We start from the raw sequence: 14,176 nt of genomic DNA, 5'->3' as shown, positions 1-14,176 counted from the left end.
GGTAATCGCTTCAAAGAACGTCAATTGACAGGTCGTGACCATTACGTAATATGGTCACAAATATCCTCTATTGAAGGAATCTCAATGCCTCCCCTCCGTCCAATTGCACTTTTGGTCAGCGCCGGCTTAATGGCCGGTTGCGCAGTCGGTCCGGATTACCATCGTCCAGACGCTCCGCTTTCGGATCGTTACTTGGGTCAAGCTGCTGTCGAACAGCGGCCTGGAACGATGCCGGCCAGCCTTGTCGCTTGGTGGGAAGGCTTTGGTGATCCAGTGCTGACCGGGTTCATTTCCAAGGCACTAGAGCAGAATCTGGACCTGGCGCAGGCGTCGGCGCGAGTCACACAGGCGCAGGCCGGACTGGGTGCTGCAAATGCCGCGTTACTGCCTTCGGGGAATATCAGCAGCCAGGCTGCGCGCTCGTACCAGTCAATCGAGACGCCACTCGGCCAGGTGTTGAATTCGACACCTGGCTATGATCGGTACGGAAATTCCTACGAGGTCAACCTCGATGCCAGCTGGGAGGCAGATGTCTTTGGTGGCCTGCGACGCGGACGCGAGGCTGCTCTGGCCGAGTACCAGGCGTCCCAGGCGGGCGTCGCGGCCACACGACTGGCCATCGCCGCGCAGACCGCCGATGTCTACATCACTATTCGCGGATTGCAGACACGGCTGGACATTGCCAACAGGCAAGTCAAAACGCAGCAGGCGTTGCTAGAGAAAGTCCAATTGCTCTACAGCAAGGGACTCGCCGCCAACTATCAGGTTCGCCAGACCGAGGGTGAGCTATCACAGGTTCAAGCGACAGTGCCGGTCCTGCAAACCGGTCTGGATGCTGCGATGAATGCACTGGATGTCATGCTCGGCACCCCGCCAGGCACTCACCGCACACAACTTGCAATGGCAGCGAGCATTCCTGTAGCACCGCCGTTAAAAGCGATGGGAACGCCGGCCGATTTGCTGCGCCGCAGGCCTGATCTGATTATGGCCGAGCGCCGTCTTGCGGCCTCAAACGCACGCATCGGGGAGGCGATTGCCGAGTACTACCCGAAGTTCTCCCTTAGCGCATTGCTGGGCAGTGCCACGGCGGTGTCCGCCGGCAATCTTTTTACCGGCGGCGCCAGCCAATCGGCGGGCCTGCTGGGACTGCGCTGGAGGCTCTTCGACTTCGGTCGCATAAACGCCCAAATCGACCAGGCCAAGGGACAGGAAGCCGAAAACCTGGCGGCTTACCGTCAGTCTGTGTTGCGCGCCACCGAGGATGTCGAGAACGCGCTCTCCTCACTGGTGAATCGGGAGGCTCAAGCAACCACACTCACCGGGGGAGAGGCGTCTCTTACTCAGGCTCGCCAATCGTCGTTCATTGCCTATGAGAAAGGCACGGCCAGCCTGATTGATGTCCTGCACGCTGACGAGACGATGCTGCAGGCTTCCGATGCTCGGGCGCAAGCGCGAACGGAGTCGGCACGAGCGGCGGTAGCGGTATTCAAGTCACTCGGTGGTGGCTGGCAACCTCGGGATGTCACGGTGACGAGTCGATGAAGCTTGAGGGGAAAGGCCCGAGATGTGTGCTTGAAGGTCGGGAGGCAACGCGTGCTCCCGACAGGACACTTATCGTGTAACAGCACTCAACTAGAAGCGGTAACTCACAGAAGTACCGAGCCCGCTCGCACCGTTCTTATAGTTGGCACTGTATGCACCTCGGGTCGCCGAGGTGTCATTGACCTGAACGCTCTCCTCCCACAGGTAGGAGTAAGCCACATCGATCGTGACATTCTCTGCCGGAGTCCAGCCAGCACCGAAGCTGATCACCTTCCTGTCGCCCGTCGGAATGCGCGGTCCACGATTGATGTTATTGGTGGGTGACTGATCGACCGAAAAGCCTGCGCGAAGCACCCACTCATCATTCAGTTTGTACGCCGTGCCGATGGCGTGAGCCCACGTATCATGCCAGTTCTGCTCTTCGGTAATGGTGCCCAGCGCGCCGCTCAACGCAGGGGGTAAACCCGTGTTCTCGATGGTTAATTCTTTGAAGCGACTCCAGCGAGTCCAGGTGCTCCCCCACGTAAAGGGTCCAGTCATTATTAAGCTGATGAGTCACCGAGAGATCCACTGACTCCGGGGTATCCACATCCAGCGAAGCGTCATAACTCCGGCCGCTGACTCCCAACACGCTAAAGATGCCGTCAGTGACCTTGGTCTTGGCATCCAATTGATAACTGACCTTGGAATGGTAGGTCATGCCCAAACGGGTTCGGTCTGTAGCCTGCACCAGGATACCGGCGTTGAAACCGAGGGCAGTGTCGTCGCCAGTGCTTTTAAGTTTTCCGTCGTTGCGACCAGGACTGAGTGGGTTGGGCACCATACCGGACAACTCACCGCTGATACGGTTGATGGTCGGACCGAACCCGATCGAAACTTTGTCGTTAAAGGCATAGCTGATGGTGGGCTGGAACGTAAAAGTCGTGACCTCGCTTTTGTTGGCGTAGTAACGCCCGGCAAAACCGCTGCCATAGTCAGTGATCAGACCGAAAGGTACATAAAAACCCACACCAAACGCCCAATGCTCATCGATAGGTTTGACGTAGTACCCCATAGGTACCGTGGTGGTAGGCACCATGTCGCCGTCTTCCTGGCCTCCGAATGTACTGCGGGTATGGCTTATGTCGGACTTGGCAAAAAGAGTCGAAGCTCCCACGCTGACCTGCTCTCTTTTCAAGCGAGACATTCCCGCGGGATTACTGAATACCGTGCTCGCATCTTCAGCAGAGGAGGAGCGACCGGCAAACCCCGACCCCATCCCGCTGATGCTCTGTTCATTAAGAGCAAAGCCGCTTGCAAAAACGTTTGAGGATGCGAGCACGACAGCAAGGCCAAATGGGCTCTTGAGCACTATTTTTTTCATTGTTTGAACTCTATGGGATCACTGAGATGACGCAGTAGATGCGACGGACCACCATATTTACTCATGTGACAAAATCAGTCATTGGTCACGATACAGATAAATAAATGCCCTTCGCCGGATGGACGAAGGGCCAAGTGAAAAGCCGTTTGGAATCTGACGCGTACCGCCGTATGCATAAACCTTTAGCCAAAGGTCAAGGCATGAGGCTACGCAAGATGAGGTTGGAGGTGAGCGTGGGCGCCTCCTCGACGAAATCGAGGTTGTACTGCAGCAGCAAGGGGTTGACGAAGGGCCGTAGCGCGAGATGTATCGCTTCTACTGTCTCGTCCAGCGGAGTCTTGCGTTCAAATTCGCCAATCTCTCGCCCCTCCCGAACGATTTGCGACACGAAGCTTTTGATCTGTGCGTCATAAGCCTGCGTACTGGGCCAGCTTTCCGACGCCGCGAACGCTGCAATGTCATAGAGTTTTCGGTCGTTGAAGAACAGATTCACACCGGTGGCGATAACAGTTTTGACCAAACGTCGAAAGCGCTCCGTTGGAGACAGGCCTTCTACATTGATAGCCTGCTCCACTGCCGCGACGATTTCTGCCAGACAATTAGCGCAGATGGCCTCACCGATTGCTTGCTTGGAATCAAAGAATTTGTAGATGTAAGCCTTGGAAAACCCGATGGCCTTGGCCAGGTCGGAAACCGTGGTTTTGCTGTAGCCGTATTGACTGAAGTGCTCGTTGGCCGCCGCGACAATCTGGTCTCGAATGTCGTGATCGGCTGGGCCACGGGTGCTGGGCGAAGATGAAGATATTGATGGCTGATTCATGGAAATAGCTTACTCACCCTATCGAGGACTTACAAATTGTGACTAATTATATATATAGTCACAAATCGAACGTTTGAAAACCACAGTTGATCAGATTTGAAACGGGTTGACGTTTTGAGTAATCGCATATGGCGGATTAGCGTTCCAAAAGTTCCTTGTCGCTTACGCTAGACAGTCCCATCCCCTTCTCCTCGTGCTGGTGACGAAGCTCAGCCCAGTCTATAAGGGCAGTCATAGCCGGGCCGAGTGCATGACCCAGCACCGTCAGCGCGTACTCCACCCGCGGCGGCACCTCTGGGTATACGGTGCGTTGAACGATGTCATCCTGCTGAAGCCCTTTCAACTGCTGAATGAGCATCTTCTGCGTGACATCGGGAATGAGCTTTTCCAGTTCGGAGAACCGAAGCGGCCGGCCTTTAGCGGCCATCAGCTCATTGATGATCACAATTTTCCATTTGCCCTCCAAAACGCGAAGCGTAGCGTTTATAGCGGCTGACCAGGCCTGCCGTCGTAAAGGGTTCCCACATTCCCACTCGCGCTCCATCGATACTTACCTTTTGGTGGGTTACAGACTAAAACGTCGGTTCTTGCGGATCTTGCAGTGCTGATACTAACGTATCCGGACTTTGAATCCCTGGAGGCATTATGAAAATTGCGATCGTTGGTATTGGATCTATCGGCGGCCCCCTTACCCGAAAGCTTGTCACTGCTGGCCACGAGATCAGCGTCGCCAACTCTCGCGGAAAGGACTCGGTAAGCGCTTTTGCCAAGGAAGCGGGTGCTATTGCTTGCGATCTGAACGATGTCTTCGACGGCGCCGATGCTGTGATTATTTCCATTCCCCAACCAGCCATGGCGACTCTTCCCAAGAACCTTTTGGCCGCATTGCCATCCTCGGTTCCAGTGGTCGACACGAGTAATTACTACCCGGGCCTGAGAGACGAGCGCATCGCCGCTTTGGAAAATGGTCAAACCGAGAGCGTGTGGGTCAGCGAGCAGCTTGGCCGACCGGTAATCAAGGCCTTCAACAATATTCTTGCTTATTCGCTGGAAAATCTTGGTAAGCCAAAAGACGCCGAAGGCCGCCTGGGCGTAGCCGTTGCGGGGGACGATGAAAATCATAAGCGTCTCGTGATGCAACTTGTCGATGACGTTGGATTCGAGCCGGTCGACAGCGGCAGCCTCGAAGACTCATGGCGTCAACAGCCCTGCACGCCAGCGTACTGCTGCGATTACACCGCTGAAGAGATGCGCCCGGCGCTGAATGCTGCAGTCAAGGGAGCCGCCGCGCAGAAGAGAGAGGTGTTCAATGCGCAACTCCCTGCACTATTCGCCAAAAACCCTTCTCATCATGACGTCGTTGAATTTAATCGAAGCTTCAACGCGGCCAGTTGAACTCCTCGTAACCCACCGGCAGCTATCGGCCCAGGCACCCTGGTTGACCTTCCCGACGATCGCCAAGCGATGCTACGAAATCTAATGTCAGATCATTTCTACATCACCTCTGACGCCAGTCATCACCGCGACCACCTCGTGTAGGCAACCATAGCCCCTCATCATTCTGAGTGTCCGCAATGGGTTGTGGATTTAACCGGTCGATGTAGCCCCTTGTACGTACTGAAGGTCCTACCCCTGCCCTCGCAACGCCGAAATATCCCTCTTTGGGGGTACGCCAAACAGCCGGCTGTATTCACGGCTGAACTGCGATGGGCTTTCATAGCCGACCTTGAAAGCGGCACTGGATACGTCCTGGTGTTCATTGAGCATCAATCGCCTTGCCTCATTCAGTCGCAGCCACTTTTGATACTGCAAGGGGCTCATCGCGGTGAGTTGGCGGAAGTGGTGGTGAAAGGTCGGAGTGCTCATCTGCACTCGGGCCGCAAGTTCATCGACGCGAAGCGCCAAGGTGTAATTCAACTTCAACCAATCGATGGCTTTCGCGATCCGATAACCTTGGCCATCGACAGACGTTATTTGTCGAAGCCGGCTCGCCTGATCACTCTGCAAGAGACGGTAGTGAATCTCGCGCTGGATCAAGGGCGCAAGGACAGGGATGGACTCCGGCTCATCGAGCAGTGCCAGTAAGCGCTCAAATGAGGCCAGCATCGCTGGTGTCACGGCACCAATTCCTACCCCTTTCACAACTGATCGATCACGGGTTGGCGGCAGGTCACTTTGCGCTATCAGCTCAGCCAGAATGCGCAGATCGAGTTTCAACGTCAGCCCTAGGCATGGCTGTTCCGGGCTTGCCGCTAGCACTTCTGAATTGGCAGGTAAGTCCAACGAGGTGATCAGAAATCGCGACGTGTCGTAGGGGTAACCCTCGCCACCTACCCAGAGCTGTTTCTCACCCCGGGCGATGAGGATGATGCTTGGCTCGACCATGCAGACGATGGGCGGTGCTGGATGTTCGCGCCTGAAGAAGCCGAGACCTGTAATGGCCGTTCCGAAATCACCTGGTTTCGAGATCTGCGCGCAGATGATCTGCGCAAGCTTTTCTTGTGGCGATGTCTGTTGAGGAGCTGCGTCGGGGTTGTTGTTCATATTCGTCTTGTACCTCTTCACTGAACTCTAACTCGCCAGCTACCGACCGTCCTGCAAAAAAACAGAGACTCATAGAATCAGGCAAGTAATCCAGCGCAATGCACTACAGAGGGTCTGGGCAGAGCGGGAGAATGTTCATCCGACAAACCCATCGAGGATGCTCCCATGCTTGTCAAAGCCTACGGTGCTCACGCAGGCGAAAAACCCCTTGAGCCGATGCAGATCAACCGCCGCGAGCCGGCGGCCCATGATGTTCAGATCGATATCGCCTTCTGTGGCATCTGCCATTCGGATTTGCATCAAGTACGCGCCGAGTGGGCAGGCACGCAATTTCCCTGCGTACCGGGGCACGAAATTGTCGGCCACGTATCAGCGGTGGGCGCACATGTAGCGGATTTTAAAGTCGGCGATCTGGTCGGTGTAGGCTGCATCGTCGACAGCTGCAAACACTGCGACGACTGTGAGACTGGCCTAGAAAACTACTGCGACGACATGGTTGGCACCTACAACTTCCCGACACCGGACGCACCCGGCTGGACGCTGGGCGGCTACTCGCAAAACATCGTGGTGCATGAGCGCTACGTGTTGCGCATCCGCCATCCCGAGGCACAACTGGCTGCCGTCGCTCCGCTGCTGTGCGCGGGCATAACCACCTACTCACCTCTGCGCCACTGGAACGCCGGCCCAGGCAAGAAAATAGGCGTGGTCGGCATCGGTGGCCTGGGCCACATGGGCATCAAGCTGGCTCATGCGATGGGCGCCCACGTCGTGGCGTTCACCACCTCTGAATCCAAGCGCGAGGCGGCAAAGGCGTTAGGCGCCGATGAAGTCGTCGTATCGCGCAAACCTGAAGAAATGGCTGCACATACCAAGAGTTTCGACTTCATTCTCAACACCGTCGCAGCCCCCCACGATCTTGATGCGTTTCTGGTGCTGCTCAAGCGTGATGGTGCGCTGACGCTGGTCGGCGCGCCCGCCTCGCCACACCCATCGCCGAACGTATTCAACCTGATCATGAAGCGCCGAACGATTGCTGGCTCGATGATCGGAGGCATCCCGGAAACACAGGAGATGCTGGATTTCTGTGCCGAGCACGGCATCGTCGCCGACATCGAACTGGTTCGAGCAGACCAGATAAATGAATCCTACGAGCGAATGCTCAAGGGTGACGTCAAGTATCGCTTCGTGGTCGACAACGCCACGTTGGCTGACTAAACGCCTGAGTCAAAAACTCCAGTGAACAACCATTCAATCGAAAGGAATATCCAGTGAAAGGAATTTTGCTAGCCCTAGGGCTGCTTGTTATCTCTTTTTCTTCAATGGGAGCCAACATGTCGAACGGCGCAGACAACTTCTACACCAGCGATAAAGTGATCGTGGAAAAGGTCAACTTCAAAAACCAATATGGCATGAAGGTGACAGGTAACTTGTTCACCCTCAAAGGACTCGAACCGCAATCAAAGAGTGCAGCGATAATCGTCGGACACCCTATGGGTGCAGTAAAGGAACAGAGCGCGAATCTTTACGCCACTAAAATGGCCGAGCAGGGATTTATCACGCTGTCACTGGACTTGTCGTTCTGGGGTGAGAGCGAAGGTACGCCTCGCCAAGCAGTTTCGCCTGATATTTACGCCGAGGACTTTAGTGCCGCCGTGGACTATCTCGGCACTCGCCCGATTGTTGATCGAGAGCGTATCGGCGTCATCGGTATCTGCGGCAGTGGCAGCTTCGCCATCAGCGCCGCCAAGATCGACCCTCGTCTGAAAGCCATCGCCACGGTCAGCATGTATGACATGGGGGCGGCCAACCGTAACGGTCTCAAGCACTCAGTCACGTTGGAACAACGCCAGCAAATCATTCGCGATGCGGCGCAGCAACGTAACGCGGAATTCTGGCGCGGCGAAGTTCGCTATACCAGCGGCTCACCACTAAAGCTGACCGGCAACGCTGTGGGTGACGAGTTCTATGATTTCTACCGCACTCCGCGCGGCGAGGTCACCCCCGCTAGCGCATCGCCGCAAACCACTACCATGCCGACGCTGACCAGCAATGTGAAGTTCATGAACTTCTACCCATTCAACGACATCGAGACCATCTCCCCGCGCCCACTGCTTTTCATTACGGGCGCCACGGCGCACTCAAGGGAGTTCAGCGAGGACGCCTACAAACGGGCGGCCGAACCCAAAGAGTTGCTGATCGTTCCAGATGCCGGGCATGTGGATCTTTACGATCGGGTCAATTTGATTCCCTTCGCCAAGTTGGCCACGTTCTTCAACAGTCATCTGAAGTAATCGGATCGGCGACCCACACGGGAACCGTTCCTCTCTCGCGGCTTCGCTTCTGGAGCCGCGACGCTTCACGCAATACAGGATTTTTCAATGCCCCATCTTCCCTCCTCCCATGAAGCTCAACATTCATGGGGCGCTGTCCTGGCCATGTCGCTCGCCGCCTTCGTGCTGGTGGCATCGGAGTTCATGCCCGTCAGCCTGCTGACACCAATTGCCGCCGATCTGCATATCACCGAAGGACAAGCCGGTCAGGGCATTTCCGTTTCGGGGCTGTTTGCCTTATTCACCAGCCTTCTTATCCCGCTGGTGGCGGCGCGGGTTGACCGTAAACCGCTACTTCTTTCACTGACGCTGTTGATGATCCTTTCCGGAACAGTGGTCGCGTTCGCACCGAATTACGGGGTATTCATGATCGGGCGCGCGCTGATCGGTGTTGCGATTGGTGGCTTCTGGTCACTGTCGGCGGCAACCGCCATGCGCCTTGTGCCTGATGACCAGGTCACACGCGCCATGGCAATCGTCAACGGCGGCAACGCTTTGGCGACTGTGATTGCAGCACCATTGGGCAGTTTTCTCGGTGCCTTGATTGGCTGGCGCGGTGCATTCTTGTGCGTCATCCCAGTCGCGATAGTCGCTTGTGTATGGCTGTCTGTAAGCCTTCCACCGATGAAATCGCAAAGCGGCTCAGGCACTGGAAACGTCTTCAGGTTGATGAAAAGCGTACCGGTCGCGCTAGGCATGGTAGCGGTCAGTGTGTTTTTCATGGGCCAGTTCATGCTGTTTACCTATTTGCGCCCATTCCTTGAAACGGTCACGCACGTCAGTGTCTCCATGCTGTCTTTTATGTTGCTCGTTCTGGGCCTGGCGGGACTTGCCGGAACCTTCCTGATTGAAGCGTTCTTGAAAAATGGCCTGCATCGAACCCTCATCGTCATCCCGATCTTTATGGCGATGATTGCACTGGCGCTTGTTTCATTCGGTAGCTCGACGGCCACCACGACCGTCTTGCTTGGCGCATGGGGACTGGTTGCGACTGCAGCGCCCGTGGGATGGTGGACATGGCTGGCAAGAACGTTGCCACACGCAGCTGAAGCGGGAGGCGGTTTAATGGTGGCGATCATCCAACTCGCTATTGCGTCTGGCGCAACCGTTGGCGGGCTGGTCTTCGACTCGAGCGGCTATCAAGCGACCTTCGAATTGAGCGCCACTTTGCTAGGCGTGGCGGCCGTTCTTGCCTTCCTGGCTGCACGCGCAGCATCGCGGGAGCCTGTTGCATCGGTAAGCATTGCTTGAAATAACCGCAAGACACGCCAAGGCATGTCTTGCGGTTTCGGTGGAGGAGACGCTCGAAAATTGGACGTGACCGTCAGCGTGCGCTGTCGATGATTTGCCCACCGTCCAATCCTATGAAGCCGCCACTGAAAAGGCGGCCTGCGAAAATCGCGAGGCCGCAATCAGGGGATCACCAGAGGGCGATGTCGTAGGTAAAGTAGATTCGGTTGCTATCTCGGCCACGGGAATAATCAGAGCGGTAAACGTAGTTACGCAACCGCACACCCAGCCCCTTGAAGGTGCCTTGTTGCACGACGTAAGCCAGTTCGGCATCACGCTCCCACTCCTTGACAGCGGTGTCGGACTTACCGTCGTTGCCGCTCAGATACCGGGTGGAAAACGTCAGACCCGGCACGCCGACGGCAGCAAAGTTATAGCCGTAATTAAGCATCCAGGTTTTTTCATCCTCCTCGACAAACTTGCCTATCCCGGCGTTGCTGAACGAATAAACCGTTGCGCCACTGATAAAAGGCAATCCGGCATCACCACTGAGGGTCTGGTATCCGCCACCGAAGGTATGGCCAGAGATGGCGTAAGACAGTTGCCCGCTCAGCATGTTGTTGTCGATCTTGCCACCGAAGGCTGAGCCGGTATCGACACTGTTGAAGTAGCGTAAATCACTGGTCAGCACGCCGCCGCCCAAGGGCTGATCGTGCTGGATACCTGCAAAGTTCTGACGGTAAAAGTTTTCCAGTTCGCCGTAGAAGTAACTCAAACGAACGCTCTTTCCCAGCTTGTATTCGGCGCCTGCATAGCTGAAGTCGCCTGATTTATCTCCGCCGTAACCGTCGGGCACAATCGGCATGCTGTCGCTGGAATCACGCAGTTTGAATCGATCCAGGTAGCCCCCGGTGAGGGTGAGGTTTTCGATGTCGACGCTACTGATCTGAGTGCCTTGGTACGTTTGCGGCAACAGACGCGCGTCGTTATAGATCAGCACCGGAGTCTTGGGTAGCAAGGTGCCGTATTTGACCGTGGTCTTGGCCAGTTGGGCTTTGGCTGTCATACCCAGACTTGCGAATTCGTCAGCCGCACGACCGTCATCATGTACGGGCAACAAGCCAGTGCCGCTGCGGCCACGGCCGGAGTCGAGCTTGACCCCGAGCAGGCCAAGGGCATCAACACCAAACCCGATAGTGCCAGGTGTAAATCCCGACTGGTAATCCAACAGAAATCCCTGGGCCCACTCGGTTCGTTCGCTCTTCGCCGTCCTTGCTGATTTGGCACTCATGCCATGCTCGTCGCGGAAGTTCTCATTGAAATAGACGTTGCGCAATTGCAGCTTGAGCTTGCTGTCGTCGATAAAGCCTTCTGCACTGGCACTGGCCAGCGGCAACAAACCAAGAAGTGAAAACAGCGCCCGTTGGGTATGCAAAGTGGTCATTGGCAAACTACTCATTGTTGTTATTTGGAGTGCAGAACAGCGCACGCCTCGCAAGCGAGGCGCGTCAAGAGAAAACAGATGCTTGGGGTGAATCAGGAGAAGAGACTGATCGCCCCGGTCAGCAGGGCTAGCGCGGTGACTACTAATGAAGTGAGTACCGCCCATTTGACGGTGGCTTTCTGGAAATCGCCGATATCACGATCGACCATACCCACCAGCAACAGGGTTGAGGCTACCAACGGACTCATCAGGTGTACTGGCTGACCGAGAATCGACGCGCGGGCGATTTCCACCGGGTCAATGCCATAGGCTGCGGCCGCGTTGGCCAGGATCGGTACCACACCAAAGTAGTAAGCATCGTTGGACAGAACAAAGGTCAACGGCATGCTGGTGATCGCCACCACCAGTGGGAACAGGTGTCCCCAGGATGGCGGAATCCAGTCCACTAGCGTTTGCGCCAGGGAGTCGACCATCTTGGTGCCCGAGAAGATCCCGGCAAAAATACCGGCGGCAAACACCAGCAGCACCACCGTCATTGCATTGCCGGAATGGGCGAGAATGCGCTCTTTCTGAATATCCAGTTGCGGGTAGTTGATCATCAGTGCCAGGACAAAGCCGATCAGGAACAGGATCGCCGAGTGCATGATGCCCATTACCAGCGCGACCATGACCGCGATCACCAGCAACAGGTTCACGTATGCAAGTTTAGGCCGTTTGTGCGGGGTATCACCCAGGATCGCGTCGATGTAGCAATTACCGCCACCGCTCTGTAGCTGCACATTACCGATGCGCTTACGCTCGGCACGGCCCAGGAGGAAAGCGGTGAACACCACCCACATCGCGCCGCCGATCATGGTCGGCAGCAAGGGCACGAAGTACTCGCCGGCATCCAGACCCAGTGCCGCGATCGCCCTTGTAGCGGGCCCGCCCCATGGGGTCATGCCGCTCATGATGCTCAAGGACAACATGGCGATGGTCGCCAGAATCATCGGGTTCATGCCGATACGCTTGTACAACGGCAGCATTGCCGCGCAGGTGATCATGTAGGTGGTTGTGCCGTCGCCGTCGAGGGCGACCAGCAGTGACAGCAGCGCGGTGCCGATAGCGATTTTCATCGGATCGCCGTTTACACGCTTGAGGATTTTACGAATCAACGGGTCGAACAACCCGGCATCAATCATCAGGCCGAAGAACAGGATGGCGAACAGCAGAAGCGCAGCCGAAGGCGCAACCATCTTCAGGCCGTCGAGCATCATCTTGCCCGTAGTACCGCCAAAACCGCCAATCACCGCAAACACAATCGGCACCACCGTCAGGGCGACAATCGGCGATAGGCGTTTCGACATTATCAGATAGGTAAAAACCACCACCATGGCCAAACCAAGAAATGCGAGCATAGGTCAGTTCTCTTGTTCTTATTAGTAGCGTGGCCGATGCGCAGGCGCACGACCTCGAACCCGCCAGACGGTACGATCAGCCGTGCCTGGCGGGGAGTTGAATGAAATGTTTGTTGGGTGTTTCAGGCGTGTCCGGTCAGACGTGTTCCGTGACCTTGCGACCATCCCAGTTTTCACTCTGGGTTTGTGCCAGGGAGGGCGACGGTTCGCCGTCAAGAGTCCGCATCAGTGTCTCGCGATCACAAGCGTTCTCCGAGATGGACATCACCACGGTAGCCACGGCGTTGCTTGCCAGACTGGTCAAGGCCCGGGCTTCCGACATGAAGCGGTCAATACCGATCAGCAGTGCAAGGCCGGCCAAGGGAATGTCATGGATCACAGTCAGTGTCGACGCCAGCGCGACAAACCCGGCTCCGGTCACACCTGCTGCACCCTTCGAGGACAACAGCATGATGGCCAGCATGGTCACGGTCTGTGTCAGGCTTAGATCGATGTTGCAAGCTTGAGCAATGAATACCGCTGCCAGCGATAGGTAGATTGCCGTACCGTCGAGGTTAAACGAGTATCCCGTTGGCAGCACCAACCCCACCACGCCTTTTTTGCAACCCAGGGCTTGCAGCTTTTCCAACATCCGCGGGATCACCGGCTCGGTTGAGGAAGTCCCGAGCACCACCAGGAACTCTTCGCGGAAGTAGCGCAGCAACTTCCAGAGACTGAAGCCATTTGCCCGGCAAATGCTCCCCAGCACCACAAAGACGAAGAAGGCACAGGCTACGTACAAGGTCATGATCAGCTTCGCCAGCGAGCCCAACGATGTAATACCGTACTGGCCTACGGTGAATGCCAACGCGCCAAAAGCACCGATCGGAGCGAAGCGCATCAGATAGGAGAAAATCTTGAACACCATGTGCGAGGCGGATTCCAGTACATCCAGTACCGGCTTGCCACGCTCGCCGATGGCCGACAGTGCGAAACCGCAAAGCACCGCGATGAACAACACCGGCAGCACTTCACCCTTATTGAAAGCGCCGATGAAAGTGTCCGGGATGATGTGCATGAAAAACTCGACCACTCCCAGCTTCGCGGCGGAATCGGTGTATTGCGACAGTCCCTTGGTGCTCAACTGGGCGGGGTCAATGTTCATGCCCACACCGGGTTTGAACAGGTAGACCGACACCAGGCCTATGATCAAACTGATCACGGTCAGTGCCAGGAACAGCAGCATGGTCTTGCTCAACAGACGCCCGAGGGAGCGTTTGTCGCTCATGCCAGCAATACCGGTGACGATGGTGCAGAACACCACCGGAGCGATCATCATCTTGATCAACTTGATGAAGGCATCACCAAGCGGCTTCAAGGCGATGGCCTGTTGCGACCATAAATGTCCGACCAGCACACCCAACAGCACGGCGAGGAGAATCTGGAAGTAGAGCGATTTTACAACTTTCATGGCATCACCCATTTTTAGAATTGTGCTGATGCAAGAACGGCAATGACCAGGGGAAA

The 14,176-nt window shown here is 56.1% G+C and carries 11 protein-coding genes and 1 pseudogene; 5 read left to right on the top strand and 7 right to left on the bottom strand.

Annotated elements, in window-relative coordinates:
- Positions 1 to 84 precede the first annotated feature (84 nt).
- Entirely contained in the window at positions 85 to 1,542 is a 1,458-nt protein-coding gene (locus KGB20_RS09655) for an efflux transporter outer membrane subunit (protein WP_218543181.1), read from the top strand.
- Between the two features lie 90 nt (positions 1,543 to 1,632).
- Here the strand turns inward: KGB20_RS09655 and KGB20_RS09650 are convergent.
- The 3 genes and pseudogenes from KGB20_RS09650 to KGB20_RS09640 form a co-directional block, all read right to left on the bottom strand.
- Positions 1,633 to 2,905, bottom strand: a pseudogene (locus KGB20_RS09650) (OmpP1/FadL family transporter).
- Between the two features lie 193 nt (positions 2,906 to 3,098).
- Positions 3,099 to 3,725, bottom strand: coding sequence for a TetR/AcrR family transcriptional regulator (locus tag KGB20_RS09645; protein ID WP_090454520.1), 627 nt, complete (start codon positions 3,723 to 3,725; stop codon positions 3,099 to 3,101).
- Positions 3,726 to 3,861: 136 nt separating this feature from the next.
- On the bottom strand, positions 3,862 to 4,269 hold the full coding sequence (locus KGB20_RS09640; RefSeq protein ID WP_090454518.1) for a winged helix-turn-helix transcriptional regulator: 408 nt from the start codon (positions 4,267 to 4,269) through the stop codon (positions 3,862 to 3,864).
- A 101-nt stretch (positions 4,270 to 4,370) separates the two neighbouring features.
- Between KGB20_RS09640 and KGB20_RS09635 the strand changes: the two genes are divergently transcribed.
- Positions 4,371 to 5,120, top strand: a complete 750-nt coding sequence (locus tag KGB20_RS09635; protein WP_090454517.1) for an NADPH-dependent F420 reductase — start codon at positions 4,371 to 4,373, stop codon at positions 5,118 to 5,120.
- Positions 5,121 to 5,351: 231 nt separating this feature from the next.
- Here KGB20_RS09635 and KGB20_RS09630 read toward each other — a convergent pair whose 3' ends face one another.
- Complete coding sequence (locus tag KGB20_RS09630) at positions 5,352 to 6,269, bottom strand: AraC family transcriptional regulator (RefSeq protein ID WP_090454515.1); 918 nt, start codon at positions 6,267 to 6,269, stop codon at positions 5,352 to 5,354.
- A gap of 165 nt (positions 6,270 to 6,434) precedes the next feature.
- Between KGB20_RS09630 and KGB20_RS09625 the strand changes: the two genes are divergently transcribed.
- The 3 genes from KGB20_RS09625 (at position 6,435) to KGB20_RS09615 (ending at position 9,850) form a co-directional block, all read left to right on the top strand.
- A complete protein-coding gene (locus tag KGB20_RS09625; RefSeq protein ID WP_090454513.1) occupies positions 6,435 to 7,484 on the top strand; it encodes an NAD(P)-dependent alcohol dehydrogenase in 1,050 nt (349 codons plus the stop codon).
- A gap of 53 nt (positions 7,485 to 7,537) precedes the next feature.
- Complete coding sequence (locus KGB20_RS09620; RefSeq protein WP_218543179.1) at positions 7,538 to 8,560, top strand: alpha/beta hydrolase; 1,023 nt, start codon at positions 7,538 to 7,540, stop codon at positions 8,558 to 8,560.
- An 87-nt stretch (positions 8,561 to 8,647) separates the two neighbouring features.
- Positions 8,648 to 9,850 (top strand): MFS transporter, encoded by a 1,203-nt coding sequence (locus KGB20_RS09615; protein WP_167362855.1) that lies wholly within the window; start codon positions 8,648 to 8,650, stop codon positions 9,848 to 9,850.
- Positions 9,851 to 10,019: 169 nt separating this feature from the next.
- On the opposite strand, the gene KGB20_RS09610 is transcribed toward KGB20_RS09615, so the two are convergent.
- From KGB20_RS09610 to dctA, 3 genes are all read right to left on the bottom strand, one after another.
- The gene (locus KGB20_RS09610) at positions 10,020 to 11,273 is read right to left on the bottom strand and encodes an OprD family porin (RefSeq protein ID WP_218543177.1); all 1,254 of its coding nucleotides are present in this window, start codon (positions 11,271 to 11,273) and stop codon (positions 10,020 to 10,022) included.
- Positions 11,274 to 11,365: 92 nt separating this feature from the next.
- A complete protein-coding gene (locus KGB20_RS09605) occupies positions 11,366 to 12,670 on the bottom strand; it encodes a CitMHS family transporter (RefSeq protein ID WP_102668718.1) in 1,305 nt (434 codons plus the stop codon).
- Between the two features lie 136 nt (positions 12,671 to 12,806).
- The gene (gene dctA, locus KGB20_RS09600; RefSeq protein WP_218543175.1) at positions 12,807 to 14,132 is read right to left on the bottom strand and encodes a C4-dicarboxylate transporter DctA; all 1,326 of its coding nucleotides are present in this window, start codon (positions 14,130 to 14,132) and stop codon (positions 12,807 to 12,809) included.
- Positions 14,133 to 14,176: the final 44 nt, after the last annotated feature.

Origin of the sequence: Pseudomonas sp. BF-R-30 (assembly GCF_019956175.1) — a bacterium.
Taxonomy (GTDB): domain Bacteria; phylum Pseudomonadota; class Gammaproteobacteria; order Pseudomonadales; family Pseudomonadaceae; genus Aquipseudomonas; species Aquipseudomonas jessenii.
This window is presented reverse-complemented; position numbering and strand designations above follow the sequence as displayed.

Coding starts and splice junctions, on each gene's coding strand:
- KGB20_RS09655 (WP_218543181.1), top strand. CDS start 85: ATGCCTCCCCTCCGTCCAATTGCACTTTTGGTCAGCGCCGGCTTAATG.
- KGB20_RS09610 (WP_218543177.1), bottom strand. CDS start 11,273: ATGACCACTTTGCATACCCAACGGGCGCTGTTTTCACTTCTTGGTTTG.
- KGB20_RS09625 (WP_090454513.1), top strand. CDS start 6,435: ATGCTTGTCAAAGCCTACGGTGCTCACGCAGGCGAAAAACCCCTTGAG.
- KGB20_RS09615 (WP_167362855.1), top strand. CDS start 8,648: ATGCCCCATCTTCCCTCCTCCCATGAAGCTCAACATTCATGGGGCGCT.
- KGB20_RS09640 (WP_090454518.1), bottom strand. CDS start 4,269: ATGGAGCGCGAGTGGGAATGTGGGAACCCTTTACGACGGCAGGCCTGG.
- KGB20_RS09630 (WP_090454515.1), bottom strand. CDS start 6,269: ATGAACAACAACCCCGACGCAGCTCCTCAACAGACATCGCCACAAGAA.
- dctA (WP_218543175.1), bottom strand. CDS start 14,132: ATGGGTGATGCCATGAAAGTTGTAAAATCGCTCTACTTCCAGATTCTC.
- KGB20_RS09605 (WP_102668718.1), bottom strand. CDS start 12,670: ATGCTCGCATTTCTTGGTTTGGCCATGGTGGTGGTTTTTACCTATCTG.
- KGB20_RS09635 (WP_090454517.1), top strand. CDS start 4,371: ATGAAAATTGCGATCGTTGGTATTGGATCTATCGGCGGCCCCCTTACC.
- KGB20_RS09645 (WP_090454520.1), bottom strand. CDS start 3,725: ATGAATCAGCCATCAATATCTTCATCTTCGCCCAGCACCCGTGGCCCA.